Source organism: Glutamicibacter sp. TV12E (genome assembly GCF_052441935.1).
Lineage (GTDB): Bacteria > Actinomycetota > Actinomycetes > Actinomycetales > Micrococcaceae > Glutamicibacter.
Window position 1 is genome coordinate 1,812,901 of sequence record NZ_JBQVVF010000001.1, and the last position, 25,849, is coordinate 1,838,749.

The 25,849-nt window shown below is 63.2% G+C and carries 29 protein-coding genes; 24 read left to right on the top strand and 5 right to left on the bottom strand.

Features of this window, described 5'->3' with window-relative positions; translation table 11 throughout:
- Window positions 1–13: 13 nt before the first annotated feature.
- From ACT7DV_RS08495 to ACT7DV_RS08515, 5 genes are read left to right on the top strand one after another with little or no spacing between them, the layout of a single operon-like run.
- Window positions 14–589: a hypothetical protein gene (locus ACT7DV_RS08495; protein ID WP_444661787.1), complete on the top strand. Its 576-nt coding sequence runs from the start codon at window positions 14–16 to the stop codon at window positions 587–589.
- Window positions 586–1,158 (top strand): signal peptidase I, encoded by a 573-nt coding sequence (locus tag ACT7DV_RS08500; protein WP_444661788.1) that lies wholly within the window; start codon window positions 586–588, stop codon window positions 1,156–1,158. The genes ACT7DV_RS08495 and ACT7DV_RS08500 overlap by 4 nt, the downstream gene beginning before the upstream one ends.
- Window positions 1,148–1,771 (top strand): hypothetical protein, encoded by a 624-nt coding sequence (locus ACT7DV_RS08505; RefSeq protein ID WP_444661789.1) that lies wholly within the window; start codon window positions 1,148–1,150, stop codon window positions 1,769–1,771. The genes ACT7DV_RS08500 and ACT7DV_RS08505 overlap by 11 nt, the downstream gene beginning before the upstream one ends.
- Entirely contained in the window at window positions 1,768–2,343 is a 576-nt protein-coding gene (locus tag ACT7DV_RS08510) for a hypothetical protein (protein WP_444661790.1), read from the top strand. Before ACT7DV_RS08505 ends, ACT7DV_RS08510 begins: the two co-directional genes overlap by 4 nt.
- Before the next feature lies 1 nt (window position 2,344).
- Window positions 2,345–3,466: a signal peptidase I gene (locus ACT7DV_RS08515; RefSeq protein WP_444661791.1), complete on the top strand. Its 1,122-nt coding sequence runs from the start codon at window positions 2,345–2,347 to the stop codon at window positions 3,464–3,466.
- Here the strand turns inward: ACT7DV_RS08515 and ACT7DV_RS08520 are convergent.
- A complete protein-coding gene (locus ACT7DV_RS08520; RefSeq protein ID WP_444661792.1) occupies window positions 3,463–4,086 on the bottom strand; it encodes a TetR/AcrR family transcriptional regulator in 624 nt (207 codons plus the stop codon). The two genes, ACT7DV_RS08515 and ACT7DV_RS08520, sit on opposite strands and share 4 nt — an antisense overlap.
- A gap of 144 nt (window positions 4,087–4,230) precedes the next feature.
- Between ACT7DV_RS08520 and ACT7DV_RS08525 the strand changes: the two genes are divergently transcribed.
- The 3 genes from ACT7DV_RS08525 to ACT7DV_RS08535 all read left to right on the top strand — a co-directional run bounded on the left by ACT7DV_RS08525 (window position 4,231) and on the right by ACT7DV_RS08535 (window position 8,054).
- On the top strand, window positions 4,231–5,208 hold the full coding sequence (locus ACT7DV_RS08525; protein WP_444661793.1) for a nitrilase-related carbon-nitrogen hydrolase: 978 nt from the start codon (window positions 4,231–4,233) through the stop codon (window positions 5,206–5,208).
- Window positions 5,201–6,223 carry an agmatine deiminase family protein gene (locus ACT7DV_RS08530; RefSeq protein ID WP_444661794.1) on the top strand — a complete coding sequence of 341 codons (1,023 nt, stop codon included), beginning with the start codon at window positions 5,201–5,203 and terminating at the stop codon, window positions 6,221–6,223. The genes ACT7DV_RS08525 and ACT7DV_RS08530 overlap by 8 nt, the downstream gene beginning before the upstream one ends.
- Before the next feature lie 307 nt (window positions 6,224–6,530).
- The gene (locus ACT7DV_RS08535; RefSeq protein ID WP_444661795.1) at window positions 6,531–8,054 is read left to right on the top strand and encodes an APC family permease; all 1,524 of its coding nucleotides are present in this window, start codon (window positions 6,531–6,533) and stop codon (window positions 8,052–8,054) included.
- A gap of 52 nt (window positions 8,055–8,106) precedes the next feature.
- On the opposite strand, the gene ACT7DV_RS08540 is transcribed toward ACT7DV_RS08535, so the two are convergent.
- Window positions 8,107–9,282: an FAD-dependent oxidoreductase gene (locus tag ACT7DV_RS08540; protein ID WP_444661796.1), complete on the bottom strand. Its 1,176-nt coding sequence runs from the start codon at window positions 9,280–9,282 to the stop codon at window positions 8,107–8,109.
- Between the two features lie 101 nt (window positions 9,283–9,383).
- Between ACT7DV_RS08540 and ACT7DV_RS08545 the strand changes: the two genes are divergently transcribed.
- From ACT7DV_RS08545 to ACT7DV_RS08585, 9 genes are all read left to right on the top strand, one after another.
- Window positions 9,384–10,133, top strand: a complete 750-nt coding sequence (locus ACT7DV_RS08545) for a sulfite exporter TauE/SafE family protein (protein WP_444661797.1) — start codon at window positions 9,384–9,386, stop codon at window positions 10,131–10,133.
- 53 nt (window positions 10,134–10,186) lie between these two features.
- Window positions 10,187–11,359 (top strand): hypothetical protein, encoded by a 1,173-nt coding sequence (locus ACT7DV_RS08550; protein ID WP_444661798.1) that lies wholly within the window; start codon window positions 10,187–10,189, stop codon window positions 11,357–11,359.
- 72 nt (window positions 11,360–11,431) lie between these two features.
- On the top strand, window positions 11,432–12,094 hold the full coding sequence (locus ACT7DV_RS08555) for a GOLPH3/VPS74 family protein (protein ID WP_444661799.1): 663 nt from the start codon (window positions 11,432–11,434) through the stop codon (window positions 12,092–12,094).
- 76 nt (window positions 12,095–12,170) lie between these two features.
- Complete coding sequence (locus ACT7DV_RS08560; RefSeq protein WP_444661800.1) at window positions 12,171–13,292, top strand: type III polyketide synthase; 1,122 nt, start codon at window positions 12,171–12,173, stop codon at window positions 13,290–13,292.
- A gap of 8 nt (window positions 13,293–13,300) precedes the next feature.
- Window positions 13,301–14,005 carry a methyltransferase domain-containing protein gene (locus ACT7DV_RS08565; protein ID WP_444661801.1) on the top strand — a complete coding sequence of 235 codons (705 nt, stop codon included), beginning with the start codon at window positions 13,301–13,303 and terminating at the stop codon, window positions 14,003–14,005.
- A complete protein-coding gene (locus tag ACT7DV_RS08570; RefSeq protein ID WP_444661802.1) occupies window positions 13,995–15,101 on the top strand; it encodes an FAD-dependent oxidoreductase in 1,107 nt (368 codons plus the stop codon). Before ACT7DV_RS08565 ends, ACT7DV_RS08570 begins: the two co-directional genes overlap by 11 nt.
- A 376-nt stretch (window positions 15,102–15,477) precedes the next feature.
- The gene (locus ACT7DV_RS08575) at window positions 15,478–16,095 is read left to right on the top strand and encodes a hypothetical protein (protein WP_444661803.1); all 618 of its coding nucleotides are present in this window, start codon (window positions 15,478–15,480) and stop codon (window positions 16,093–16,095) included.
- A gap of 102 nt (window positions 16,096–16,197) precedes the next feature.
- A complete protein-coding gene (gene rlmN / locus ACT7DV_RS08580) occupies window positions 16,198–17,496 on the top strand; it encodes a 23S rRNA (adenine(2503)-C(2))-methyltransferase RlmN (protein WP_444661804.1) in 1,299 nt (432 codons plus the stop codon).
- Window positions 17,497–17,589: 93 nt separating this feature from the next.
- The gene (locus tag ACT7DV_RS08585) at window positions 17,590–18,063 is read left to right on the top strand and encodes a carboxymuconolactone decarboxylase family protein (RefSeq protein WP_444661805.1); all 474 of its coding nucleotides are present in this window, start codon (window positions 17,590–17,592) and stop codon (window positions 18,061–18,063) included.
- 146 nt (window positions 18,064–18,209) lie between these two features.
- Here ACT7DV_RS08585 and ACT7DV_RS08590 read toward each other — a convergent pair whose 3' ends face one another.
- Entirely contained in the window at window positions 18,210–18,467 is a 258-nt protein-coding gene (locus ACT7DV_RS08590) for a hypothetical protein (protein ID WP_444661806.1), read from the bottom strand.
- 86 nt (window positions 18,468–18,553) lie between these two features.
- On the opposite strand from ACT7DV_RS08590, the gene ACT7DV_RS08595 reads away from it, so the two are divergent.
- The 3 genes from ACT7DV_RS08595 to ACT7DV_RS08605 all read left to right on the top strand — a co-directional run bounded on the left by ACT7DV_RS08595 (window position 18,554) and on the right by ACT7DV_RS08605 (window position 20,498).
- Window positions 18,554–18,820, top strand: coding sequence for a hypothetical protein (locus ACT7DV_RS08595; protein ID WP_444661807.1), 267 nt, complete (start codon window positions 18,554–18,556; stop codon window positions 18,818–18,820).
- 16 nt (window positions 18,821–18,836) lie between these two features.
- On the top strand, window positions 18,837–20,033 hold the full coding sequence (locus ACT7DV_RS08600; protein ID WP_444661808.1) for a pyridoxal phosphate-dependent aminotransferase: 1,197 nt from the start codon (window positions 18,837–18,839) through the stop codon (window positions 20,031–20,033).
- Between the two features lie 108 nt (window positions 20,034–20,141).
- Window positions 20,142–20,498 carry a DUF2695 domain-containing protein gene (locus tag ACT7DV_RS08605; protein WP_444661809.1) on the top strand — a complete coding sequence of 119 codons (357 nt, stop codon included), beginning with the start codon at window positions 20,142–20,144 and terminating at the stop codon, window positions 20,496–20,498.
- 3 nt (window positions 20,499–20,501) lie between these two features.
- On the opposite strand, the gene ACT7DV_RS08610 is transcribed toward ACT7DV_RS08605, so the two are convergent.
- Window positions 20,502–21,173, bottom strand: coding sequence for a DedA family protein (locus ACT7DV_RS08610; protein WP_444661810.1), 672 nt, complete (start codon window positions 21,171–21,173; stop codon window positions 20,502–20,504).
- Window positions 21,174–21,519: 346 nt separating this feature from the next.
- Between ACT7DV_RS08610 and ACT7DV_RS08615 the strand changes: the two genes are divergently transcribed.
- From ACT7DV_RS08615 to ACT7DV_RS08630, 4 genes are read left to right on the top strand one after another with little or no spacing between them, the layout of a single operon-like run.
- Window positions 21,520–22,437 carry an ABC transporter ATP-binding protein gene (locus ACT7DV_RS08615; protein WP_444661811.1) on the top strand — a complete coding sequence of 306 codons (918 nt, stop codon included), beginning with the start codon at window positions 21,520–21,522 and terminating at the stop codon, window positions 22,435–22,437.
- A complete protein-coding gene (locus tag ACT7DV_RS08620) occupies window positions 22,434–23,189 on the top strand; it encodes an ABC transporter permease (RefSeq protein ID WP_444661812.1) in 756 nt (251 codons plus the stop codon). The genes ACT7DV_RS08615 and ACT7DV_RS08620 overlap by 4 nt, the downstream gene beginning before the upstream one ends.
- Window positions 23,186–24,340: a sensor histidine kinase gene (locus tag ACT7DV_RS08625; protein WP_444661814.1), complete on the top strand. Its 1,155-nt coding sequence runs from the start codon at window positions 23,186–23,188 to the stop codon at window positions 24,338–24,340. The genes ACT7DV_RS08620 and ACT7DV_RS08625 overlap by 4 nt, the downstream gene beginning before the upstream one ends.
- On the top strand, window positions 24,337–24,942 hold the full coding sequence (locus ACT7DV_RS08630) for a response regulator (protein ID WP_444661816.1): 606 nt from the start codon (window positions 24,337–24,339) through the stop codon (window positions 24,940–24,942). The genes ACT7DV_RS08625 and ACT7DV_RS08630 overlap by 4 nt, the downstream gene beginning before the upstream one ends.
- On the opposite strand, the gene ACT7DV_RS08635 is transcribed toward ACT7DV_RS08630, so the two are convergent.
- On the bottom strand, window positions 24,939–25,439 hold the full coding sequence (locus tag ACT7DV_RS08635) for a DUF456 domain-containing protein (protein ID WP_444661818.1): 501 nt from the start codon (window positions 25,437–25,439) through the stop codon (window positions 24,939–24,941). The genes ACT7DV_RS08630 and ACT7DV_RS08635 overlap by 4 nt on opposite strands.
- Between the last annotated feature and the right edge of the window lie 410 nt (window positions 25,440–25,849).

Genomic DNA, 25,849 nt, shown 5'->3' on the forward strand with positions numbered 1-25,849 from the left:
GATCGGCCGGTGCATGCCCAAACCCTTGAAGTTCGCCATATGCGCGGCTGTGCTTTTGCTGCTGGGAGTCAGCGCGCAGGGCACAGCCGCCAATTGGCGCGCCCAAAGCACCGTGGATCCGCCAGCGCTGGCCAGCGGATCGCTGGCCTTGCTGGCTGGCGGCGAAGCGCAGTACCAGTTCCTGGAGCTTGCAGGCAGCGAGCTGATTCCCGGGTCATTCACCCAGGCGCCGCTTCAGATCAGTAACGCGGGCACGGTTGGCCTGTCGTACCAGCTCAACGGGGCGATTAATGCGGCCGCCTCGCCAAGCAGCGCCGATCAGGCACTGGCTAGCGCCTTGCGGCTGAGCGTCTATGCCGGCATGGACCCGGCAGCCTGCGAAGCCGGCCAGCCATTGGCTGGCGAGGCACTGTATGCAGGACCCCTGGGCTCTGCCGCAAGCTTTGCGAATGCCAGGGTACTGGATGCCGAGCCTGTGCCCGAGAGCGAGACCTTGTGCGTGCGTGTTGCGGTTCCGTCCGGGGCGGCGCAATCGGCCGCTGGCGGCACAGTGGAACTGGCCCTGAAGTTTGCAGGCCAGCAACGATGACTGCTGGACACGTGGTGCGCCGCAGGGATCTGCGCGAGCGAACGGGAATCTTGTGGTGGTCCGGGCAGGTGTTTTCCTGGCTGCTGCTGTTCATCGTGCTGGCCCTGATCGCTGTGATGATCGTGGTCCCGAAATTGGGCGGGGCGACGGCGTATACCGTGCTGACCGGATCCATGAGACCGCAGTTTCCGCCCGGAACGCTGGTGGTGGTCAAGCCCATCGATCCCGAGTTGCTGCGCATCGGTGACGTGGCGACCTACCAACTGGTATCGGGGGAGCCCGAAGTGGTCACCCATCGCATTGCCGGCATCGGATCCAGCCTTGCGGGCGAAGAGCGCTTCACCTTTCGCGGGGATGCCAATAATGTCGATGACCAGCCGGTGCAGCCCGAGCAGATCCGGGGCAAGCTCTGGTATTCGCTGCCCATGCTCGGATTCGTCAACAGCGCCCTGTCCGGGCAGCAGAGGACCTGGCTGACGTGGGCCGCCGCGGGCGGGCTGATGGTGTATTCAATGGTGATGTTCGCGGGCGCTTGGCGCGACCGCAAAGGAAGGGGCAGTGATGGATAGGGTCCGGGTCAAAATCGCCGTGGGCGCTATCACCGCTCTTCCCTGCCTTGTCCTTGGCCTGGCGGTGCCGGCAGTAGCGGACGCGGAAACAGATCGCGGGCTGAGCTACAGCCTGGATGGGCGCAGCTACGCCCAGAACCCTCCGCCGATCTTTGCTGGGGTCCACGCGTTGGTGCCCGGCGATGAAGTCGCCAAATCCCTGTGGATCAGAAATGATCGGGACCGGGAAATCGAGGTCAGCGTCCGTGCGGTCGCGCCAGCGGCGTCAACTGAAATCTATTTCACGACAGTCGGCGCCTCGACGTTCACCTTGGTGCCTTCGGGAACCACAGAGGTCGAGCTGCGGCTCGGATTGCCTTGGTCCGCGTCCAATGGCTCTGAGGACCAGCAGGTGCCGGCATTGGAAGTGCGCGTGGATGCAGTGGAATTGGCCCAGGAGGGCGGTGGCCCCGATGCTCCGGGTCCGGAGCAAGAAGCGGATCTCCCGGATACTGGATTCAGCGGTGCCGTGCTGTGGGCGGCTACTGGCATCCTGGCGCTAGGAGGCGCCGTGCTGGCTGCGTCCAGGCGAATGAACCGACGTGAACAGAAAAGGAACGGGGCACAACGATGAGCGAACGTTCACTGCGCATCAAGGCGGTATTGTCCTTGGGCATCCTCGTGGGATTCGGCGCTGTTTCCACCCTGGCCTCGTGGACGGGCGAAGCCACCGCCACTGCCGGAATCAGCACGGCAACCGTTGCGCTGGGGGTTGGAGCCACCGCGGGCACCGCCACCTCGACCAGCTACCAGATGCCGATCAACGGCAACAGCCTCTTTCCGGGGTCCAGCTCGGCCTCGGTGGTGACCGTCAAGAATACCGGCTCCATCTCCGCGCCGTATGCCTTCCAGGGGGCAATCACTGAATCGGGATCCGCGGCCTTGGGCGCGGGACTGACTATCGTGGTGAAAACCGGCGCCACGGTCAGCGGAAGCGGCTCCAGCGTCACCTGCTCGGGCGGTACCACGCTGATGACGAAGAACGCCGGCTCCCAGTTCGGCAGTGCCTCGGATCCCAGGCCCCTGGCTTCAGGCGGCAGCGAAACGCTGTGCGTGCAGTACGCGCTTCCCGTGAATGCGGCCAATGCCCTGCAATCAGCGTCAACGACGGTGTCCCTGGCCTTCACCTCGACCGTGGGGTCTTGAGATGGCGGTGAATCGAACCCGATCGGATCGGGCATCCTCGCTGGGGCCCTTCCAGAAGATCCTGCTGAACACCTGTGCTGCCCTGGGTACGCTGTGCCTGGTGATGGCGGTGCTGGCCCTGGCGTTTGGAATCAAGCCGCTGGTTTTCGCCTCGGGCTCCATGTCTCCGGGTATTCCCACCGGATCCCTGGGACTGGCCGTTCCTGCGGCTGCCGAAGACGTTGTCGTGGGCGACGTGGTGTCGGTGGTCAACAGCGGGAACCAGCGGATTACCCACCGAGTGGTGGAGAAGGTCCCGGGTGGATTGGTGCTCAAGGGAGACGCCAACCCTGTTCCCGATCTGGAAACCTACCAGGCCGGCCAGGTGGATCGGCTGTTCGTGGGAATTCCCGGGCTGGGCTATGTCGTTTCCTGGCTCAGCCAGCCCTGGGCCTACTCCCTCGGGGGCTTGCTGTGTGCCTATTTGCTCTTCATCGCCTTTCGCGGCAAAGGCAGTGCGGAGGATAGTGCCGGCGGAATGGGAGCGCCGCCGATGCGGCGAGCGCAGACCCATCGCGACGAAGGAGGACGGCCCCAGCCGGAGCCGGGAACTGGCCGATGGCCCCGATTAGCGGCCGGGTTGGCCGTGGTGGTCTTGCTCGCGGCTGTTGCGGTGCACGGCCCGAAGGCTGAAATGACCCAGGCCGCCTTCACCGGAACCGCTAATGCGTCCTCGTCCCTCAACGCGGGCGCGGTGGCTCCGGCCACCGGGCCGCTGGCCTGCACCGAATCCGGCGTATTGCTGACCACTGCCAACATCTCCTGGCCTGCACAGCAGATTCCTGCAGGAGCCAGGCTGGTGCTGAGGTTGCAGACCGATGCCTCCACCTATGGCTATACGAATCTGGCGGCTGGCGCGACAACGGCGTCTTATGGGCCGGGGCTGAATCTGCTGGGCCTGGTCACCTCGGGCGGGTCCCGCTCCATGGAGCTGAAGCTGCTGGTTGTCTACACCACCGATGGCAATGCGGTGACGGAGACCGGCAGCAATATCGGGTGGGTTTCGCCCTTGGGGACCTCGCCCACCCGGAGCATCGTCTATCACCCAGGCCTATTGCTCGCCAGGGACTTCACCTGCTCCTAGCCGCCGTCGCTGCCGGCTGCAGCCTGGTGGCCCAAGGCGCCCAGGAGCATCGAGAGCCCGAGCTCGAAGGTGGTTTGCGGGCGGCTGCTGTCCGACAGGCCGGCCTCCAGTGCCTCCTTGAAGTAGTTCGATGACTCGGGAGCAGCTTCCCACACGATCTTTGGCGCGGCCGCGTCCAGCGCCGAGCCCAGGACGAAGGAATCGATGATGGTGATCGCCTGCAGGCGCTGCGCCGGCTCGATTCCCGCCATGGCCAGGGCTTCGGCCAGCGCGTCGTAGACGCGCAGCGTGGTGCTGTCCCGCACCGTATGGCTGGTCAGCAATGGTATCAAGCGGGGGTGCTTGGAATAGGAGGCCCAGTATTCGGTCGCGATAGCCCGCACGGCTTCCTGCCAGCTGACATTTCCCAAATCCGGCAGCTCGATCTCTGCCATGGCCCGCCCTCGCATCAGCTCGATGATCTCTCCTTTTCCCTGAACATGGTTATAGAGGGAAGAGGCGGAAACCGAGAGTTTCCTGGCCAGCTGCGGAAGGGTGAATTCGCCGTGGGCATCGACGAGCCCGAGCGCTGCATCGGCAATGGCCCGGGTGCTGAGCTTGGGTGTGGAAGGCCTTGCCATGGGTTCTCCGGTCGCGTCGAATGTTCTTGGCTTGAGCATACACAAATTAAACGAAAGTCATTCGTTAAAACACTTGATTTCGCCAACAGTACGCATCTATTCTAATAAACGAATCACATTCGTTTAAACCCGTGAAGGTGCATCATGCAAGAAATACTGGCCCTGAATCCACCGGCATCCCCGGCCCGCGTTGAAGCTGCAGAGCGCGGCACGATCACCGTGGCGCTGGTCCAGCACCGCTGGCACGAGGATCCGCAGGCCCTGCGCGACGAGCTGGAAGACGGCATCGCCCGCGCGGCCTCCCACGGCGCGCAGATCGTCTACCTGCCAGAAGTCACGCTGAGCAAGTACCCGGCCTTCGTGGTGCCGGATCCCGGAGCGGCCGACGAGACCGCCGAGGACCTTGAAACCGGCCCCACTCTGACCTTCGCCCGCGCGATGAGCGCTAAGTACAACCTGCACGTGCACATCTCGCTGTTCCGCAAGGCCCCCGCCGCCGACGGCCTGGGCCTGAACACCGCAGTGGTCGTCTCCCCGGAAGGCGAGATCGTCGCGCTGACCAACAAGCTGCACATCCCGCGCACCGCCGGCTACTACGAGGACAAGTACTTCCGCGAAGGCCCGGCCGAAGATCCCTACCCGGTCCACAAGATCGAGGCCCTGGGCGACCTGGCCATGGGCCTGCCGACCTGCTGGGACGAATGGTTCAGCGAGCCGCCGCGCATCTACTCGCTGGCCGGCGCGGACTTGCTGGCCTACCCGACCGCCATCGGCTCGGAGCCGGACCACCCGGACTTCGACACCGAGCCGCTGTGGCGCCAGACCATCGTCGGCAACGGCATCGCCAACGGCCTGTTCATGGTGGTGCCCAACCGCTGGGGCGATGAAGGTGCGCTGACCTTCTACGGTTCCTCGTTCATCTCCGACCCCTACGGCCGCATCCTCGCCCGCGCCCCGCGCGACGAATCCGCGGTCCTGGTCGCCACCTTGGACCTCGATGCCCGCCGCGACTGGCTGACCCTCTTCCCGTTCCTGCGCACCCGCCGACCGGAGACCTACGCGGCAATGGCGCAGCAGCGCAACGATGCTGGCTTGGGCGAGCAGGAGAAGGCGCATGCCTAGATTCTTCATGCCGGCGGAAACCGAGGCACAACAGCGCATCTACATGGCCTTCCCCTCCAGTGGCTACACGCTGGGGGATACCGAAGCGCAGGCCGAAGCGGCCCGCACCACCTGGGCCAACGTCGCCCGCGCGGTGGCAGCCTTCACTCCTGTGACCATGGTGGTCGACCCGTCGGCCGAGGCTGATGCCCGCCGCCATCTGGGCGACGAGGTGGCCTACGAGCTGCGCGAGCTGGACGACGCCTGGATGCGCGATATCGGTCCGACCTTCGTCCGCGACGGGAATGGCGCACTGGCCGCCATCGACTGGAACTTCAACGGGTGGGGCGCCCAGTCCTGGGCCTCCTGGGGCAAGGATTCGAAGATCGCCGCGGAGGTGGCGGGGCTTGAGCGCACCACTCGCGTGCAGTCCTCGATCACCAATGAGGGCGGCGGCATCCATGTGGATGGCGAGGGCACCGTGCTCGCCACCCGCAGCGTGCAGCTGGATCCGGGGCGCAACCCCGGTGCCACCGAAACGCAGATCGAGGAAGAATTCTCCCGCCTGCTGGGCATCAGCAAAGTCATCTGGCTGGATCGCGGCCTGACCCGCGACAACGAGGAATTCGGCACCCGCGGGCACGTGGACATCGTCGCCTGCTTCCCGGAGCCCGGAGTGGTGCTGTACCACGACCAGCAGGACCCCGCGCACCCGGACTTCGAGATCTCCGCCCAGGTGCGCGCCACCCTGGAGGCCGCAACGGATGCCAAGGGCCGAAAGCTGCAGCTCATCGGGGTCCCTGCGCCGAAAGCCCTGCGCGATGAGGAAGGCTGGGTGGACTATTCGTACATCAACCACCTGGTCACCAATGGTGGCGTGATCGCCTGCGCATTCAATGACGAGAATGACGCCGTGGCCGCAAAAATCCTGGCCGATGCCTACCCGGGCCGAGAGGTGGTGGCTGTCGATGCCACCGAGCTCTACGCGCGCGGCGGAGGAATCCACTGCATAACCCAGCAGGTGCCAACGGTCTAGGCCGTCCGCCAGGCGCAGCTGCGCCTTGAGCCCCTGAACGACACCGTTCAGGGGCTCTTCACTTATTCTCAGGCATTGCGGCGCCGCGGGGCCGCAGGTGCAAAGCGCTGCTGAGGTGCCGCATTTAATGCAGAGCGATGGAGCGGTGCGGCCAGCACCGGCAATGAATATGAAAGTGATTCATTTTATGCTTGCGTGAGACCTGCATCACTCCCTATCATCGTAAATGAACATCATTCTATTTATTCTTGGAGGGCAAGACCATGGACGCACTCGCGCGCTGCGCCGAAGAAAAGGCTCCGGTGATATGAACGGCGGCACGAAGACCAGCACACTGAGCACCAGCCCTGTCACCAAGACAGGCAAGGGGCTGACCGCCGGGCAGATCGGACTGTTCACCGCAATCGTCATCGGCGTTTCTACTATCGCCCCCAGCTACGTGGTGGCCAGCACCCTGGGCCCCACCGCCGAAGCCGTCGGCACCCACCTGCCGGCAATCTTCATCCTCGGCTTCATCCCGATGTTCCTGGTTGCCCTGGGCTACCGCGAGCTGAACCGGGCGATGCCGGATAACGGCACCACCTTCACCTGGGTGTGGAGGGCCTTCGGCCCGCGCGCGGGCTGGATGGGCGGCTGGGGCATGCTGGCCGCGAACATCATCGTGCTCTCCAACCTGGCCGGCGTGGCGGTGGACTTCTTCTACCTGTTCCTCGCTCAGCTCACCGGCAAGGACTCCTTGGCCGACCTCGCGGCGAACCCTTGGATCAACGTGGCCACCTGCCTGGTCTTCATGCTCGGCGCCACCTGGGTCTCGGTTCGCGGACTGCACGCCGCCTCGCTGCTGCAGTACCTGCTGGTGGGGTTCCAGGTAGTGCTTCTAGTATGGTTCTCCATCGCTGCGTTCACCAAGGCGGCCCCCGCGGTGGACTTCTCCTTCGAATGGTTCAACCCGATGGGCATCGACTCCTTCTCCGCCATGGCCATCGGCCTGAGCCTGTCCATCTTCGCCTTCTGGGGATGGGACGTCTGCCTGTCCATGAACGAGGAAACGAAGAATGGCGAGCGCACCTCCGGCTTGGCTGCCGGATTCACCGCGGTGATCGTGCTGGGGATCTACCTGCTGACCTCCGTGGCCGCCACCGTGTACGCCGGCGTGGGGGATGCCGGGCTGGGCCTGGCCAACCCCGAGAGCATCGGCAACGTGTTCGCATCGCTGGCCGGCCCGGTGATGGGCCCAGCCGCGATCCTGCTCTCGCTGGCCACCTTGGCCTCCTGCGCGGCCTCGCTGCAGTCGACCATGATCTCGCCTGCCCGATCGATGCTGGCCATGGGCCACCACGGGGCGCTGCCTGCGGCGTTCACCCGCATCCATCCGAAGTTCGGGACTCCTGCCTTCTCCACGATCGTTGCCGCAGTGATCTCCACCGTGTTCTACGCGCTGATGCGCTTCGTCTCCACCAACGTGCTCAACGATACGATCCTGGCCCTGGGCATGATGATCTGCTTCTACTACGGCATTACGGCCTTTGCCTGCGTCTGGTACTTCCGGCATACGCTGTTGGCCTCGCCGCGGAACTTCATCACCCGCGGGTTGGCCCCGCTGCTTGGCGGGGTGGCGCTGGCGGCGGTGTTCCTCCAGACCATCGTGGATTCGCTGGACCCGGCCTATGGCTCGGGCACCGAGATCGGCGGACTGGGCCTGGTATTCCTGGTCGGAGCCGGCATCCTGCTGCTCGGCGCGCTATTCCTGGTTGGCGCACGCAAGCGGCGCGGGACATTCTACGCCGCCCGTCCCGAAACCAAATACGTCAAGCTGGAAGAGCCCTCCTAGCAGCATTTCGCCCCGCACCCCGCAGCCGCTGCGGCTGCGGGGCGCTGTCGGCTCAGGCCAGGCCGGCGGAGCTGCGCCGCTCCAGGAAGATCGGCTTCGCGATGCTGCGCGTGGCCGAGAACAGCGGCTCGGCCTGGCGTTTGCCCAGCGCAAGCTCGGCCAGGTACTCGCCGATAGCGGGAACGAACTTGAAGCCGTGTCCGCTGAAACCGGCGCCCACGGTGAGCGGGCCAAAGTTGTCGAGGATGAAATGCTCGTCCTCGGTATTCGCGTAGGTGCAGGAGACGGTGGAATAGCTCGAGGGGTCCACGCCCGGAAGCCACCTGGCGGCATACTCTTGCAGGGCGCGCACCTGTGCTTCGCTGGCCCGGTGCGGCCGATGCCCGGGATCGATGATGTCCCCGCTGCCATGCCAGCCAACCTTGATCCCTTCGCCAGGGGTATGCATTCCATAGATGGGGCCGTAGACCGTCGAGCCGCTATCCCGCCGGGGATCCAGGCTGTGGTTGAACCCCGGCCAATGCACCGGCTGGCCGATTTGGGCGAAATGCACCGGATGCTCTTCGGTGACGTGGATGGCAGGCAGCTTCATCTGGCCGCCGAGCAGCTGCCTGGTCCAGGCCCCGGCGGTGAGGATAGCGTGGCGGGCGCTGATGCCCGTGCTCGCGCCATTGGCCTCCACCTGCACCCGGACGCCGCCGGCCGGGAGCACTTCCAGCTGCGAGGCCTGGTGGCCGTGCTTGATCACGGCCCCGGCCGCACTGGCCAGCTGCTGCAGCGACGAGACCGCCAGATCGGCGTTGATCTGGCCGCCAGCGGGAATATGCAGTACTTCGGTCTCGAACTTCATGCCGGCAAAGCGCTCTTCGGCCGCATTGATGTCCAGCAGCTCGCTGGCAAATCCGGCTCCGGCCAGAACCTCGTGCATCTGGCGCTGCTCGGCCACGATGCCGTGGTTCACGAGCCCTGTGCGCTGCAGCAGCTGGGTGCCGGCCTGCGCGGAAATCTCATCCCACAAGACGTTGGCCCGCTGCAGCAGGCGCAGGTATTCGGGGCGGCTGTAGGCGGGATTGAAATTACGGGTGGTTCCATGCGAGGCGCCGTTCAGGTGGCCCGGCTCAAAGCGCTCCAGCAGCAGCACCTCGTGTCCGCGCTGCGCCAGGGACAGGGCGGTCGCAGAGCCCATGGCCCCGCCGCCGATGATCAGGAATTCTACGTTGTTGCTCACTTCTACAGCCTAGAACCCAAGTCCCGGCGCCGTCAGGTCAGCAGACGCAATGTCCCTGGACTAACGTAATAGTTGGACGGCAACAAGGATGTGGAGGCAGCGTGGAGCAGAGCGCGCAACTGGCGACGGTGATCGCCTTGGCGGCAGCGGTCTTCGTCGGGGCTTCCACCCAGCGCATCTCCGGCATGGGCTTCGCGCTGGTGGCCTCTCCATTCCTGGTCATGGTTCTCGGTCCGCATGAAGGAATCACGCTGGTCAATCTGCTCGGCGCCTGCAGCAGCCTGCTGATTTTCCTTCAGGTGTTCCGCCAGGTGGAGTACAAAAAAGTCGCGTTGATCCTGATCCCGGCCATGCTCATGACCATCCCCGGCGCGTGGGTGGCCGCCAGGGTGGATGGGCCATGGCTGTCCATCGGCATCTCGCTCATGGTGATCCTCGCACTGGTATCCAGCTTCCTGGTCCGCAACCTTCCGGCAGCCCAAGGCAAGACGATGGCCATCGGGGCCGGAGCGGTATCAGGCTTCATGTCTGTGACCGCGGGAGTCTCCGGGCCGGCCATCGCCGGATACGCCGTGGCCAGCCGGTGGCCGCAGGCGAAGTTCGCGATCTCCGTCCAGCTGTATTTCCTGGTGCTCTCCAGCACCTCCCTGCTGGCCAAGGGCGGAGTGCCGCACCTTCATTGGACCCAGTGGGTGGCCTGCTTTGGCGCCATGCTCGTGGGGATCCTGCTGGGAAACTATCTGGCACCGAAAATCCCTGCCAAATACAGCAGGATCTTCGTGGTGCTGATCGCCTTTGGCGGAGCCATCGGCCTGATGGCCGAAGGCATTGCCGCGCTCGCCGGCCAGTAGGCCCAAGCTACACCGGATGCGGGTTCGTCAACCTCAATGGGAGAATGGGGGATGTGCCATACCTGAATGCCGATGCCGCCGTGAGCCATAGAATCACCGAACTCGATATTGAACGCCGGGCCTTGTGGTCCGGCTTGCTCTGTTCGCTCTTCGGGCTGGTAGTGGGACTCATTGTTTTCGCCGGCGAACGCCCGGCGTTGTTCGGGAAGCTGTCGGTGGGCGTTGTTTCGGCGGTCTGCGGCGCCGCAGCGGCCGGATGCAGCAGCGCCTATGCCTTCCGCACGATGCTGCGCGCCCGCGAACCCTGGCTGAAGCGGATTCCCAAATGGCGCCAGGTAGTCGCTGCGCTCGGGCTGGTGTTGGTGCATGTGGCGAGCACGGTGATGATCTTGCTGGTGGTCTTCCACCTGTTCCAGCAAGCCTTCTTCGGGCTGCGCCTGGATGTGCTCGCCGGATCGCTCGCCGTGGGTGTTGCCACCGGCATGTCGGCATACCTGTGCCTGGAAGCGACCGCGCGCATCAATGCCGAGACCCTTTCGGTAGTCCTGGGAATCTTCATGGCTGCCGGGGTGCTGATCAGCATGCTGCTCGCCGAAGACCAGGGCTGGTGGCAGAGCATGTTTTCCTCCTTGGGGACCACGCAAGCGGGCATGGGATCCTTCTGGACCTTCAACCTCACGCTGGTGGTCTCCGGATTGGTCTTGGCAGCCTTCTCCGAATTCTTGACCCGCGACCTGGTGCGCCTGTCGCAGACCTACCGCTGCCGGCCGAGCCTTGAGCGCTACAGGCTCGCCAGGATGGTTCGGCCACGCCCGCGGATCGTGCGCTGGTGCCTGCTGATCGTCGCGGCAGGCATCATCGGCATCGGCTTGGTGCCGTACAACGTGTCGGTGGAAGTGCACTCGGCCTTGGTGCAGATGGCGTCGATCGCGATGATCATCTTGCTGCTGGGCACTATTGTGCTGCTTCCGGGCTACCCGGCCGTGTTCCACCTGCTGTCCTACGCGGCCGTGGGCGCAATCTGGGTAGCTTTCCTGCTATGGACCGAGTGGATGTACTACAACCTGACCGGATTCGAATTGTCCGTTGTCGCAATCCTGTTCAGCTGGATTTCAGTGTTCATCCGGACCACCTCGGCGATGACCCAGGATCGCTCCCAGCAGCGGACCACCCACGGCCCGGAGGACATCTCCATGGCGAAGAAGGAGTCCGGGCAGGGCCAATGATCCTGCCGATCCAGTCAAATATCCGTCGGAAGGCTGAAGAATTCTTCCGCCTCGCGAAGGTAGCCTGAAAGCATGTTGATCACGGAAAAGCTCTACCTGTTGATGGCCAGAGAGCCCGAAAAGCCGGAGTCGGTTGTGTCAGCTGCAGGATTCGGAATGAACGCGGCGATCCTCTCCGATCTGATGATTGCCGGGCGCGTGGCTTTCAGCGACGACGCGCAGCGGCAGATCCAGCTGATTGGCGCCGGCCCCTGCCCGGACCCCGTGCTGGCCTCGCCGCTGGCGAAGCTGGAAAAGCGCGAGAACCTGACACTCGACGATGCGGTGAAGATCCCTTCGCTGTGCGAACCGCGGCTGGTGACCGATTCGCTGGCCAAGGCAGGCATCGTCGAATATGGGGAACGCACCCTGCTGGGCCTGGGCAAGGAGCGCGTGCGCATCATCAATGGGCAGATCCAGCGCCAGATCCGGGCCGACCTGCAGGCCGCCCTGCAGGGGAAGAGGATCCCCGGAACCAGCGATACCACGGTACTGGCCATCTTGCACGCGCTGGGCATCGCGCACCAGGTGCTGGAAAAAGAGCTGCTGCCCATGTCCGCCAACGAAGCGCAGCAGCGCATCACCGAACTGGCACAGGATTCTCCGGCCGCCGACTCGGCCCAGCGTGCAGTAGCCGCAATGAATGCCGCGATTACCAGCCACCGGGTGATCCCGCCGGCACCGGGCAAGAAATAGCGGCCGGGCATCCACGCCAAGCTGGCAAATCACCAAGGCTGTTTACCTTCGGGCCCATCGGTCCTACGCTCGGTACATGCCAGTGAAGATCAGAACGATCCAAACCGCAGTCCCAGCGACCGTCTTGGAACAAGAGGCAACACGAGATGTTTTTGCCAGCCAGCCTGATTTGACCCGATTGGGGCAGCGGCTGATCGCCACCTCATTCAATTCCGCCCAGATCCGGACCAGGTACAGCTGCGTCGATGAATTCAATTTGAACCTGCCGGCGCCGGAAAACCCCCTTTTCTATGACCGCGCCAGCGGCCAGCTGCGCTCGCCGACCACAGCGCAGCGCAACCAGGTCTACCTGGAACAGGCCAGCAAGCTCTTCATCCAGGCCGCCGAGCGGGCGCTCGCCGCCTGTCCTGAGCTGGCTGCGGAGCAGATCACGCACGTTATCACCGTCTCCTGCACGGGGTTCTACAATCCGGGCCCGGACTACCAAATCGTGCGCGCCCTGGGATTGAAGGCCAGCACCGTGCGCCACCATCTGGGCTTCATGGGCTGCTATGCCGCTTTTCCCGCCCTGCGCGCGGCCCGCGATTTCTGCCTGGCTGACCCGCAAGCCACGGTGCTGGTGGTCTGCGCGGAGCTGTGTTCCTTGCACGTGCACAGCTCCAACGACCCAGACACCATCATGGGCTCGGCGATCTTCGCCGACGGCGCCGCCGCTGCCATCGTCTCCGCGCAGGCGCCGACCGGCTTGGACATGGATGGATTTGAAACCGTGCTGACCCCGGTCGGCGAAGAGGCCATGGCTTGGAACATCGGGGACCACGGTTTCGAGATGATGCTCGGAACCTATGTCCCGCACATCATTGACGAGCACATCAGCGGCGCCTTGGAACCGCTCTTCGCGAAGGACGCGGATCCCGGGCTGGGCGTGCCGGGCATCAAGCACTGGGGACTTCATCCCGGGGGCCGGGCCATCCTGGACCGGGTGCAAAAACGCCTGGGGCTCTCCGATGAGCAGCTGGAACCCGCCCGCAACATCCTCGGGGGCTACGGGAACATGTCCAGCGCGACGGTGCTCTTCGTGCTCCAGCAGATCATGGATGATGCCCGCGCGGAAAGCGGCGATCGGGTCTGCGCCATGGCTTTTGGCCCGGGGCTCACCGTGGAGACCGGGATGTTCACCATCAGCAAGCGGCAGTGAGCCGGGCCATGCAACGCGATCCGCAAGCCAGCGAGCAGATGGACCGGCCCGACTGCGATGCCCTGCTGCTGCGGCGCACCTACGCGCAGTTCCCGTTGGTGAACCGCGCGGTGAGCGGGTGGCGGAAGAATTACGAACTATTCATCCGCCCTGTGCTGAGTGAGCGAAAGCGGGCAAGAATCCTTGATATTGGCTGCGGCGGCGGAGACATCGCGGTGAACCTGTACCGCTGGGCGCTCGCCGACGGGCTGCAGGTCACGGTATGCGGCATCGACCCGGACCAACGGGCCATAGATTTCGCTCGCGCGGCGGGCCGCCGCCGTGGGATTCGCGAGCCAGCCGTGGAGTTTCTGCCCCTGGGAAGTTCGCAGCTGGCGGCCGACGGTGAGCTCTTCGACGTGGTGCTCTCCAATCATCTGCTGCACCATCTGAATGCGACCGAACTGCAGCAGCTCATGGAGGATACCGAAAAGCTATGTTCGGTCGTGGCGGTGCACAGCGACATCCGGCGCTCCGGGCTGGCGCTGGCCCTGTTCGGGGCAGCCACCCTGCCGTTGTCTGGAACCTCCTTCATCCGGCGCGACGGGCTGGTCTCCATCCGCCGCAGCTTCACCGTCGCTGAACTAGTCCAGCGGGCTCGGCCCGGGTGGGACGTCGAGGCGGCCAGCCCCTACCGCAACCTGTTGATCTGGCGGCCCGCGTGTGATCGATGATGTAGCAATTATCGGGGCCGGTCCAGTGGGCCTGTGCCTCGCGGTGCTGTTGGCGCTGCGCGGAAAGAGCGTGCGGGTCTTCGAGCAGCGCAGTGCGCCAAGTTCCCATTCGCGGGCCATCGGGCTGCATCCTCCGGCGCAGGGGATTCTTGAGCTGGCAGGGGTCGGCCGGACGGCGCAGGAACAGGGGGTGCCGATCATGCGGGGCATCGGAATTTCCCGCGGCCTCCTCGTGGGGTCCATGGATTTCGGCGTCGTCGGCGGCAGCTATCCACAGATCCTGTCCCTGCCGCAGGTCGCAACCGAGGGGCTGCTGCGTGACAGGCTTGCCCAGCTGGCTCCCGAGGCACTATCGGCCAGCTGCACCTTTGAACGAGTGCTGGACGCGTCGCATTCGCACGTGGAATTCATTGCCGGCGGCACGACCCATAGTGCACGCTGGCTCGTTGGCGCCGATGGGGTGCATTCAACGGTCCGCACCCAGTTGCAAGTGCCATTCACAGGGAAGGCGCATAAGGACCACTACAGCATGGGGGATTTTCCCGATGCCACAGATCTGCAGCACACCGCGGCCTTGTTTCTCCACTCCTGCGGCATCGTCGAATCTTTCCCGCTGCCCAGCGGCGTGCGGCGATGGGTGGTGCGCACCGGAAGCGGCTCGAACCCGCGAACAGCTCAGCAGCTTGCCGTGGAAGTGGCACGGCGCACCGGATTCACTGTTGATCCGGAAGACTGCAGCATGTTCAGCGAATTCGGCACAGCCTCTCGCTTTGTCTCCTCCATGGTCCATGGCCGGGTAGTCCTGTTGGGTGATGCTGCCCATCAGATCAGCCCCATTGGCGGGCAGGGCCTCTGCCTTGGTTTCGCTGATGCGCAGAGATTCTCCGAGGTCGTCGCCGGGGTGCGGCAGGTGGAGGGTTTTTCGGCAATGCAGCTCCGGGCCGCCCGTGCTGCGGCACGCCGAGCACAGCTCAATATGCTGCTGGGCCGCCCCGTTCCTTCCTTCATGCTCCCGGTGCGTGATGCGGTGTTCCAGCTGGCGTCATCTGCTCCGCGCATCCATGATGCAGCAGCCAGAAGCTTCACCATGTCCTGAGCGGAATCGCCTCCGCGCTGGAATCACAGAAGTATTGCATCTGCGACACAGCCCGATTACGCCAGTGAGCTGCACTGCGGTCGGCCGAGAACTTCGCGCATTCTCCGCCACCCACGATTTCTGACTAGTTGAAACGGGGAATGCAGGACTCTTCGAACTTTCAGCGTCGGACGACTGTGTTGTTGAGAGCACCTCGAGGCTTTCGCGCTGACTTGTCCTCACGCATCGCGCAGGGATCAGCGCCGGGGCGCGGAAGGGGTCACGCTTGGATAACCATTATTTCCATCTATAGGATTAATGGTTTTTGAACTGCACAATGGTTGGGTCCCCGCACCTTATGCAGCGGATGCATAGTGCATCGAAAGGAAACCACACCATGGGAAGAATCAGCAGCAGAATACTGGCAGCTGCAGGTGCCAGTGCATTGGCGCTGGCAGCGGTGCCGCCCGCCGTCGCTGCGCCGGCAGAAAAAGACTCCAGAAGCTGGCTGGAAGCTGAGCAGTCGGTGGTCGGTGAAATGGAAGGCTTCGACGGCAACGCACATCTCATTGACTTCATGAGCTGGCCACAGGGGAAGGGAGAGGTTGCGGTAGTGAATTTCGACTGCCCCGCAGGCACGCCGCCGTCGTGGGATCCGGACAGCGGATGTGAAGTCTTGGACATCGTTGGCATGTATGGGTACGACCTCGATATTGGCGTCAACAAGAAACTGACGTCCGGAACTATGAGCGGAGAAGTCCGGGTTTATCTGGGCGCCTTTGAGGACGGATCGCCGATCTGGGGCAAAACCTACAACATCGACGTTGCCATGGAAGGCCACGGCGAGGTGGAGAAGACCGACGAGCGGCAAGAAGGCTACCGGGAGCTTCGTAGAACTCGCGCAGCGATGGTTGAGTCGGGATCACTGGTCGACGCGGAATTGGGGTACGAGTTCGACCTGTCCGACGCCGAAGGCGCACTGGTTCATCAACGGTCCTGGTCGCAGTACGAATAAGTGCTTCACTGCCCCGGTGCTCTCGTCCAAGCATCGGGGCAGTGCTGCGCGTGCCCAAACTCACCGCCAAAAACGAACAGATGCATGAAACAATGGGTAGCAATGACTTCCATCGATTCCACCCCACTTTCCGCTGACGAACGCAAGGCACTGCGCACCGAGCAGGCCGCGGCCCAGCGCGCCCAGCAGCTGCGCATCTCCAAGTCCCGAGCCAACGCCGAGGGCCGTGCCCAGGTCGTTCCCACCGCTGAGGGCTGGAAGCAGGAGATGGGTGCCGATGGCCGTCCGGAACTGCAGTTCGCCACCAAGCGCCGCGTTTCCCAGCCGCCAACGCACCTGGCCGACCTGTCACTGGCCGAGCGCCAGGCCAAGCTGAAGGAACTGGGGCTGCCTGCCTTCCGCGCCAAGCAGCTCTCCGTGCACTACTTTCAGCACTACACCACCGACCCGGCGAAGATGAGCGATCTTCCCAAGGAACGCCGCGAGGAACTGGCCGAAGCCATGTTCCCCAAGCTGCTGACCGAGGTCAAGCGCCTGGAAACCGATGATGGCAAGACCATCAAGTTCCTTTGGCGCCTCTTCGACGGTTCACTGGTCGAGTCCGTGCTGATGCGCTATCCAAACCGCATCACCTTGTGCATCTCCTCGCAGTGCGGTTGCGGCATGAACTGCCCATTCTGCGCCACCGGCCAGGCAGGCCTGACCCGCAACATGTCCACCGCGGAAATCCTGGACCAGATCGTCCAGGCCAACCGCGTGATTGCCGAAGGCGGACTGGGCGGCCAGAAGCACCCGGACGAGCGCGTTGGCAACATCGTATTCATGGGAATGGGCGAGCCGCTGGCGAACTACAAGCGCGTCATGAACGCCGTGCACCGCATGGTCGCCGAGGCCCCTGAAGGCCTGGGCATGAGCGCCCGTGGCATCACCGTTTCCACCGTGGGACTGGTTCCTGCCATCCGCAAGCTGGCCGACGAGAACGTCCCTGTGACCTTCGCGCTGTCCCTGCATGCACCGGATGACGAGCTGCGCGACGAGCTGATCCCGGTGAACTCGCGCTGGAAGGTCGACGAAGCGCTGGACGCCGCGTACGACTACTACGTTAAAACCGGTCGCCGAGTGTCCATCGAATACGCGCTGATCAAGGACATGAACGATCACGAGTGGCGTGCAGAAATGCTGGCCAAGAAGCTGAACGCCCGCGGCCGCGGCTGGGTACACGTGAACCCGATTCCGTTGAACCCGGTGCCGGGTTCCATCTGGACCCGCAGCGAGCCGGACATCACCTCGAAGTTCGTTCGCCGCCTCGATGAGCTCGGCGTGCCAACTACGTTGCGTGATACCCGTGGCAAGGAAATCGACGGCGCCTGCGGCCAGCTGGCAGCTGACGGCGACAAGTAGCATTCATCGCGGAGACCAGTTTTCTGGTCTCCGCTGTGCTTTGCCCGGGTAATCCGGAGTGGGGGGACGGGCCGCGCGGGGTAAGGTTTTCCCATGGCCGTTTCAGACCCGTTATTCCTTGATAAGACCAACCCAGAGCTGTGGAACTCGATTGGAAAGTTCTCCATCGAAGTGGCTAAGTCCTACCGCGCCGCTGGTATCAGCGACCGCACCGCAGAGCTGGTGAATCTGCGTGTTTCGCAGATCAATGGCTGCGCCTATTGCCTGGACCTTCATGCCCGCAAGGCATTGGCTGCTGGTGAGAGCCTGCAGCGCATCAACCTCTTGCGCACTTGGGATGAATGCGGCGGCCTGTTCAGCGAAGAGGAATGCGCGGCGCTGGCCATTGCCGAGGCCGCCACTTATCTGCCGAAGCCCGAAGAGCGCATTGCCGCGGTGGCCTCGGCCCGCCTGGTCCTGACCGACGAGCAGGTGGCAGCGATCCAGTGGATTGCTGTCGCCATGAACGCGTTCAACAGGATTTCAATTCTCTCGCGCCACCCGGTGAAGGAACGCGAGCTGTCCTGAGGCCGTGACCGGCGCTTCGGGATTCCACTGGCGTGCGGCTGCCAGTGCGGAGGCAGGCAATCCATTCGCCTTCAACCTTCGGGCACAGTCCGCAGCTGAGGGGCCCCGGCTCGGCCATTGGGACGGCTGCGCGCTCTTGTCGTGTCCTACAGTTTTTCCTGCGCATCGGTGCCACGAGCTGCTGCGGTATAGCGGCGCTCGAATTCTGCCGCGCTGACCAGTTCGCGCTCCACGCGAAAGGAAGACTCCGGGATGCCGAGGATCGCCGCGATGAGCGTGCGGGTGTAGCCGGCGACCTTGCGGGACTTTCTGGTGCAGGTGACCTGGTCCAATTCGGGGACCCAGATGTTCCACCAGCCGCCCTCTTTGCCAACGACGGCATGGAATACTTTTTGCTCGTTCAACGGTTCTCCTGCTTTCAGCCGATTGCTGCCCGGGCAGCATGGATTCTCTTGTTACAGTCTCCCCGGTCGCCTGGCGATTACCAAGCATGCCACGGGGGAACCTGTTCTGGGCTCCCCGGGCGATCCACAAGGCCAAGACCCCAGTTTTCCCGGCCATCGCCGAAATCATCGTTGGCCTGATGCTCCCGTTCGCGCCGAAGGCCAAGACCGTCTCGCGCGCGGTGCGCCACCAGCCGTTGACATCGCGGCTTGGCTGCGGAGGCAGCCGGGTAGCATGGGATGCTGGGACGCGGGATGGCGTGATCGAGTCGAATCGCGTCTCGCCCGGCAGTGCGGACCCGCCGCGCCAGTAACCAGTGAGGACAAATAGTGCAGGTATCCCAGCGCGCCAAGGTTGCACCATTTGAAGTGATGCAGATCGTTGAGCAGGTCGCGAAGATGCGCCAGGCCGGACACGATGTGATCTCCCTGTGCGTTGGCGAGCCAGGTGGCGGGGCACCTGCCGCGGTCAACGAGCTGGCAGCGCAATTGCACAGCAAGCATGCGGACTTCGGCTACACCTCCACGGCTGGGCTTGCCGAAATTCGCGAGGCCCTCGCCGGGCACTATCAACGCCGGTACGGCGTGCAGATCCCGGCGAAGAACTTCGTGATGACCACCGGATCCTCCGGCGCCTTCCAGCTCTCTTTCCTCGCCGCCTTCGACGCCGGCGACGTGGTGGCCTTGGCCCGCCCGGGCTATCCGGCTTATGCCAATATCATTGGCGCTTTGGGCCTGACGGTGGCAGATCTGCCGACCACCGCCGAACAACGCTTCCAGCCCACCATCAAGGATCTGGAACAAGCCAAGAAGGATCATGGCCGTCTCGACGGGCTGGTGGTGGCCTCACCGAATAATCCCACCGGCACGATGTTCAGCGCCGAGGAGCTGCGGGAGCTGGCCTTGTGGTGCGAGGCCAATGGCATCCGGCTGATCAGCGACGAGATCTATCACGGCATCGAATTCGACCCGCAGCGTCAGGGGCACACCTCATGGGAGTATTCGCGGACTTCCATCGTGGTGTCTTCCTTCTCCAAGTACTGGGGCATGACCGGCTGGCGCTTGGGCTGGATGATCGTTCCCGATGACCTGCTGGGGGCCGTGGACGCGCTGGCTTCCAACCTGGCCCTCTGCGCCCCCGCCCCGGCCCAGCGTGCCGCGGTCGCTGCCTTCAGCCAGCAGAGCCTGGAAGAAGCGAATGCGCGCGTTGACGAGTTCGCGCGCACCCGGGAACTGGTGCGCGGCAGCTTGGAGAAGTTGGGCATCGAGCAAGCAGCGCCTGCGGACGGCGCGTTCTACCTTTATGGCCGGTTAACCCCTGAAGTGCTGGATCATTTTGGGTCGGCCAGCGACTTCTGCCAAGAGGTTTTGAGGAATGCGCATGTTGCGCTGACGCCGGGCGGGGACTTTGACCCCTTCGAAGGCCACCTGTTCATCCGGCTGTCATTTGCCGCGGGATATGAGCGCGTGGCCGAAGCATTAGAGCGGGTGGACGCCTTTCTGCGCCGGAGCGTGCCCCTGGGCTAGATGTCCACAGTTCGTTTCCCAAAGCGCCGCAGGGAGAACCCGGCGTTGGACAGTAGTGGCGAGGACGGTGGAAAACCGGCCTCGCCACTACTGCGTCAAGGAGTTCTGATGTCCGAGTTGCCCAGGCCTGTGATTCATGAATGCCTGCCCTGCTACTTATATCGGGCGGCCTCAGATGCCGCCTGCGATGGAAGCCTGCGGATGCTCAGTTTTTATCGTGATGAATGCGCCCCGCGAGCTAGCGCGTTGGAGAAGAAAATGCGGCTACTCGGCGGTTATTGCGACTGCGAAGTCCTGCTGAATGTGGTGCGGCCGGCCACCACAGAAGCGATGCGCCTGATCGATGCGGGAGAGGATTTGGTCTGCAAAGGAGTACGCCGCGGCACAATTCAACCTTGCGAAAATTGGTTGATGCGCCACGGCGTACAGTGGGGTGGCGGCCGATTTGGCCGCCGAAGTGCCTAGGAACTAGTCTTCGATCTTCTTATTTGGCTTGCGGGCCTTGAGCAATTCAACGCCGATCGGAATGACCGAGAGGAGAACGATCAGAATGAAGATGATGTCGATGTTCTCTTCGATCCAGGTGAACTGTCCCAGCCAGTAGCCAAGCAGCGTGACGCCGATGCCCCAGAGGGCTGCACCGATCAGGTTGAAAATGACGAAGGTCCTGTGGTCCATCTTGGCCACGCCAGCGATGACCGGGACAAAAGTGCGGACGACGGGAACAAAACGCGCCAGGATCACTGCGCGGCCGCCGAACTTCTCGAAGAATTCGTGGGCGCGTTCAACATTCTTTTGGGAGAAGAAGCGCGACTCCGGCTTGTTGAAGACGGCCGGGCCGGACTTCCTGCCGATGATGTAGCCAGTTTGGTCACCGGCGAAAGCGCAGATGAAGATCGCCAGGGCAAAGAGCCACAGGGGTACGTGAATGGTGCCGGTGGCGATGAGCATGCCTACGGTGAAGAGCATCGAGTCGCCGGGCAGGAAGAATCCCACGAGCAATCCGGTTTCGGCGAAGACTATGACGCAAACCAGCAGGACAACCCATGGTCCGAGTTCTGGGTTGTTCAGGAAGACTGCCGGGTTCAGCCAGTCTGGCAGGAAGGCCGCTCCCACGGTCGGCGACGCATAGTCCGTCACGAAGGAAAGAAAAGAAGATTGATCTAGCACAGGAAAAATCCTACGGGAAGTCACTGTGAGTTTCCCATAGGGCTATCCAGAAGCTCCGATGCCGGATTGCCCAGCCACAAGGGAGAAAATCTCTAATTTGTTCGTTGGCCCAGATGGATCATGGGATTCCGCCAAATTGCCACGAGGAGCCATCGGGCATCTTGGCGCGGCACGTTGCCAAGCTCACAGAAGGTCGAGTGGCAATAAATTCCATGGTTGAATCAGGGCAACTATTTTCTGCCCATGACATCCGTCATGGGCAATGCATGACATTCTGCTCTTCTGCCCACCTGGCAAACGGGGAAGACTATCAAATATGGAAACGCTAATTAAATCCGATGCGGTTTCTCTCCGGGGCTTGAAAAAGACTTTCTCGACGCCGCGCAACAAGGTAGAAGCCGTCAAGGGCATTGACCTGAAGATCCAGGCCGGGCAGATCGTGGCCTTCCTGGGGCCGAATGGAGCCGGCAAGACAACTACTGTGGACATGATCCTGGGGCTGACCCAACCCACCGGGGGATCAGTGGAAATTCTTGGCCTGGATCCGCGCCAAGCGATCTTGGCTGGCCGGGTCTCGGCCGTTTTGCAGACCGGTGGGCTCCTGCGCGACATGACCGTCAAGGAGACGGTGTCCGTCATCGCCCACATGCATGAAAAGGCAGATCGCATTGGCCAGGTCATGGAACGCACCGGGCTGGACAAGATTGCCAAGCGGCGGGTGGGCAAATGCTCCGGTGGGGAGCAGCAACGCATCAAATTCGCCCTGGCTCTGCTGCCCGACCCGGATGTCTTGATCCTCGATGAGCCAACGGCGGGCATGGATGTGATGGCCCGCAGGGACTTCTGGGCCACGATGCGCGCCGAAGCCACCGATGGACGCACCATCATCTTCGCCACGCACTATCTGGAAGAAGCCCAGAACTTCGCCGAACGCACCATATTAATGAGCCAAGGGCGCATCGTCGCCGATGGTGCGACCGAAGAGCTGCGCAAGCTCATCTCCGGCCGCACGGTCAGCGCTTCCTTCCCCTCGCCGGAACATGCCGACCGGGCCGCGGCCTTTGGCGACTCGGTGCAGGTGGCCGAGCGCAACGGGTTGCGCGTTGCCTTCCACAGCGCGGATTCTGACCGTTTCGCAGCCGCGCTGCTCACCGAATACCAGGGCTACGACCTGGAAATATCCTCGCCGAGCCTGGAAGACGCCTTCATCCAGCTAACCAAGGACGCATCATGATGAGCACCTATATCCGCGTGGAATTCGCGCGGCACCTGCGCGACGGGTACAACCTGATCTTCGCCTTGTTGCTGCCCGCGGCAATGTACATCCTGTTCGGAAACATCCCCAGCTACACCGAATTCGAGCTGGGCGCCGGAAATGTGAAGTTCTACCTGATGATTTCCATGGCCGCCTACGGTGCGGCGGTGAGCACGGTGGCCATCGCCGGCACCGTGGCCACCGAAACCATGCAGGGATGGGGCCGGCAGATCGCCTTGACCAGAATGCCGCCGGCAATGTTCGTCGGCAGCAAGATGATCGTTGCCGCGACGGTCGCCGGCGCTTCGGCGGCCCTGGTATTCGCCCTGGGCGCCGCGACCGGAGCCGAAGTCCAAGAAGGCTGGATCTGGGGCGCGAGCTACCTGATCATCCTGCTCGGTGCCATGGTCTTTGCCTGCTACGGCATCGGGGTGGGCATGGTGTTCAAATCCGAATCAGCTTTGGGCCTGGCCTCGGGCTTGATGGTGTTCTTCGCGTTCTTCGGCAACGTCTTCATGCCCCTGGAAGGGGGCATGCTCGACGCGGCCCGCTTCACCCCGATGTACGGCTACGTAGCCCTGGCCCGCTACCCGTTGCTCAAGGACATGCCTGCGGGAGTGGACATGGCACCGGATGCATTATGGATCCCGACCGCTAACCTAGTGGCATGGGCACTCATTTTCGTTCTTTTCGCGGTTCTCGCCACCAGGAAGGCCAAGGCTCGCCAATGAGCCAGGCACTGCCCGGCGCGGGGGCAGCAGATGATCTGCCTTGCGGCTTCGACGATGACCAGAAATTCTGGGATCGCCGGGGCTGGCTGATTGCCGGCGTCTGGGTGATTTTCCTGGTCTTCCCGGTTCTGGACCTGCTTCTGGACGACTATGCGCTGCCCATCCGGATCATCGGCCTGGCACTGATCGCCCTGTTTGCCGCCGTCTACCTGCAGTCCTATGCGGCGTTCTCCTGGACGATCGGGCAGGGTGGAACCAGCGCTCGCCGGGCGCAGGCGAACTTCCTGGTCCTCTGCGCGATCGTCGCCCTGGGCATCCCGGTCATCGGGGTGACCGCCATGGGCCTCTTCCCCTTCATCACTTCCTTCGCGATCTTCCTGCTGAACAGGAAATGGGCCATCGCTTCCTATGCCGCGGTGCTGGTGCTCAGCTTTGCGCTGCCGATCATCTTCGGTCAGTTCATGGACGCGATCTTCCTGATCGGCCTGAACCTCGTGCTGATGGTGGTGTACGCCATTACCGTGGCCGCCATCCAGCGCTCGGCCACGGCGGAAAAGATCCGTAGCGACTACCTTCTGGTGGCCGAGCAGGAACGGGTGGCCAGGGACGTGCATGATGGCATCGGCCATTCGCTGACCGCTTTGAACTTGAAGGCGCAGCTGGCCCTGCGCCTGATGGACCAGGAGCAGTATGCCCAGGCCCGCGGCGAACTCGTGCAGCTCAGTGCCTTGGCCGTGGACGCGCTGGATTCGGTGCGCACCACGGTACAGGGGCTCAGCCGCCAGGATCTTGCCGCGGAACTGTCTGAGCTGCGGCAGGCCTGCAGCGACAACAACCTGGAATTCAGCGTGGCAGGAACCGCCGAGGAGGTGCCGGGAGCGCTGCGTTCGCATGTGGCATGGATCTTGCGCGAAGCAGTCACGAACGTGCTGCGCCACGCCCATGCCAGCACCATCGTGCTGCATTTGGAACCAGGAAAAGTCAGTGTCGACGACGACGGCGATGGCCTGCAGGCCAGCACGCCAGGCCATGGCATCCGGGGAATGCAAGAGCGCGCCAGGCAGTTTGGCGCCATTTGCACAGTAGGGGCATCGCGGCTGGGCGGAACCAGCGTGCAGGTCGCTTTTGGCACGAAAGGGAACGAAGCATGATCCGGATACTCATCGCCGATGACCAGCACCTTGTCCGAGGTGCGCTGGCTGCCTTGCTGAACCTCGAAGAAGATATCCAGGTCGTCGCGCAATGCGCCGACGGTGACGAAGTCGGCGCTGCCCTTGATGCGCACCCGGCGGATATCGCCTTGCTGGATGTGCAGATGCCGAGGCAAGATGGGCTGCGCACCGCGGCAGAACTCAAGGCCAGCCACGCGGGGGTGAAGGTATTGATCCTGACCACCTTTGACCGTCCCGGCTACTTCCGCCAGGCCTTCGAAGCCGGTGCCCACGGTTTTCTGGTCAAGGACTCGCCGCCGGAAGAGCTGGTTGCCGCCATCCGCAGGGTTTATTGCGGGGACAAGGTCGTGGATCCGCAACGTGCCATGCTCAGCGTGGGGGCCCGCAGCAACCCGCTGACCGGGCGAGAACGAGAGATCCTGTCGCTGGCGGCCTCGGGTTCACCGGTTTCGCACATTGCCTCCGCGGTACATCTGTCGGTCGGAACCGTGCGCAACCACCTGTCCAACGCGATCGGCAAAACCAGCACAGTCAATCGCATCGAGGCGGCGCGCTACGCCCGTGAGATGGGCTGGATCTAGCGGGTCGCGAAGTGCGCAATCAGGCCGATGACCCAGATGGAAGAGGCCAGCAGCACGCAGCCGAACTCCACCACGATGCCCAGGCCCATGGCCTTCAGCGCCGCCCACGAGGAGTTGAACGCACCGGAGATTTCCCGGCGTCGCACGCTTTCCCCGGCGAAGAGCCCGATTGCAAAACCGATAAACAGTCCAAGTACCGGGATGATGAACGCTCCTGCGATGGCCCCGACGACTGCAAAGAGGATGGATCCCTTGGGGACCTGATGTTCCTTGAGCTTTTTTCCTGTGAGCACCGCCGAAGCGGACCAGCCCAGCACCGCGATGGCCATGCCCAAGCCGGCGGCCCACCACGAGGCCGGCGAGCCGAGCAGCCAGCCCCAGGCCAGCAGGGTACCGATGGTCAGCAGGGAGCCGGGCAGGACCGGGAAGATCGTGCCCAGCGCCGAAATGACGAGCAATATTCCAGCAAGAATTGTGTAAATAATCTGTGTATCCACCCACCTAGTGTGGCACGGGAACGAATGCGTGGCCTTCAGCAAGTGCCCTCGGTTTTCCTGCGCGGCGAGCAGGCTGCGCAACTGCAGTCTGGGGGAGTGAGGCATACGGTGATACCAAAGCTGATCATCATGCAAGCTCATCCCGGAATGCTGCCCTGTAGCCATCAGCGCATCGAGCATGGTCGCATGGCAGATGGGCCAAGCTAAAGCGTTCTGTGGATGCCAGTACGCCCCTCATATCTTTGGGTTGGTCAATAGACTGCGTTGGCGTACTGCCACGATAGGCTCCCTTGACCCCGGGACATGACGAATCGAGCCTAGAACCTTGCCCAGCGTATTTATCGACCGAATAATTCCATTGGGTTTTTAACTTTTTCTCTAGATCTCCTAGTCGTTGGGCCTTGATTTCG

What these genes read in the sequence shown, in the direction of transcription:
- ACT7DV_RS08595 (WP_444661807.1), top strand. Translation starts at nt 18,554, where the DNA reads ATGCCACGGGGGAACCTGTTCTGGGCTCCCCGGGCGATCCACAAGGCC.
- ACT7DV_RS08625 (WP_444661814.1), top strand. Translation starts at nt 23,186, where the DNA reads ATGAGCCAGGCACTGCCCGGCGCGGGGGCAGCAGATGATCTGCCTTGC.
- ACT7DV_RS08585 (WP_444661805.1), top strand. Translation starts at nt 17,590, where the DNA reads ATGGCCGTTTCAGACCCGTTATTCCTTGATAAGACCAACCCAGAGCTG.
- ACT7DV_RS08630 (WP_444661816.1), top strand. Translation starts at nt 24,337, where the DNA reads ATGATCCGGATACTCATCGCCGATGACCAGCACCTTGTCCGAGGTGCG.
- ACT7DV_RS08560 (WP_444661800.1), top strand. Translation starts at nt 12,171, where the DNA reads ATGCCAGTGAAGATCAGAACGATCCAAACCGCAGTCCCAGCGACCGTC.
- ACT7DV_RS08555 (WP_444661799.1), top strand. Translation starts at nt 11,432, where the DNA reads ATGTTGATCACGGAAAAGCTCTACCTGTTGATGGCCAGAGAGCCCGAA.
- ACT7DV_RS08575 (WP_444661803.1), top strand. Translation starts at nt 15,478, where the DNA reads ATGGGAAGAATCAGCAGCAGAATACTGGCAGCTGCAGGTGCCAGTGCA.
- ACT7DV_RS08515 (WP_444661791.1), top strand. Translation starts at nt 2,345, where the DNA reads ATGGCGGTGAATCGAACCCGATCGGATCGGGCATCCTCGCTGGGGCCC.
- ACT7DV_RS08495 (WP_444661787.1), top strand. Translation starts at nt 14, where the DNA reads ATGCCCAAACCCTTGAAGTTCGCCATATGCGCGGCTGTGCTTTTGCTG.
- ACT7DV_RS08520 (WP_444661792.1), bottom strand. Translation starts at nt 4,086, where the DNA reads ATGGCAAGGCCTTCCACACCCAAGCTCAGCACCCGGGCCATTGCCGAT.
- ACT7DV_RS08565 (WP_444661801.1), top strand. Translation starts at nt 13,301, where the DNA reads ATGCAACGCGATCCGCAAGCCAGCGAGCAGATGGACCGGCCCGACTGC.
- ACT7DV_RS08525 (WP_444661793.1), top strand. Translation starts at nt 4,231, where the DNA reads ATGCAAGAAATACTGGCCCTGAATCCACCGGCATCCCCGGCCCGCGTT.
- ACT7DV_RS08530 (WP_444661794.1), top strand. Translation starts at nt 5,201, where the DNA reads ATGCCTAGATTCTTCATGCCGGCGGAAACCGAGGCACAACAGCGCATC.
- rlmN (WP_444661804.1), top strand. Translation starts at nt 16,198, where the DNA reads ATGACTTCCATCGATTCCACCCCACTTTCCGCTGACGAACGCAAGGCA.
- ACT7DV_RS08620 (WP_444661812.1), top strand. Translation starts at nt 22,434, where the DNA reads ATGATGAGCACCTATATCCGCGTGGAATTCGCGCGGCACCTGCGCGAC.
- ACT7DV_RS08535 (WP_444661795.1), top strand. Translation starts at nt 6,531, where the DNA reads ATGAACGGCGGCACGAAGACCAGCACACTGAGCACCAGCCCTGTCACC.
- ACT7DV_RS08510 (WP_444661790.1), top strand. Translation starts at nt 1,768, where the DNA reads ATGAGCGAACGTTCACTGCGCATCAAGGCGGTATTGTCCTTGGGCATC.
- ACT7DV_RS08500 (WP_444661788.1), top strand. Translation starts at nt 586, where the DNA reads ATGACTGCTGGACACGTGGTGCGCCGCAGGGATCTGCGCGAGCGAACG.
- ACT7DV_RS08605 (WP_444661809.1), top strand. Translation starts at nt 20,142, where the DNA reads ATGTCCGAGTTGCCCAGGCCTGTGATTCATGAATGCCTGCCCTGCTAC.
- ACT7DV_RS08615 (WP_444661811.1), top strand. Translation starts at nt 21,520, where the DNA reads ATGGAAACGCTAATTAAATCCGATGCGGTTTCTCTCCGGGGCTTGAAA.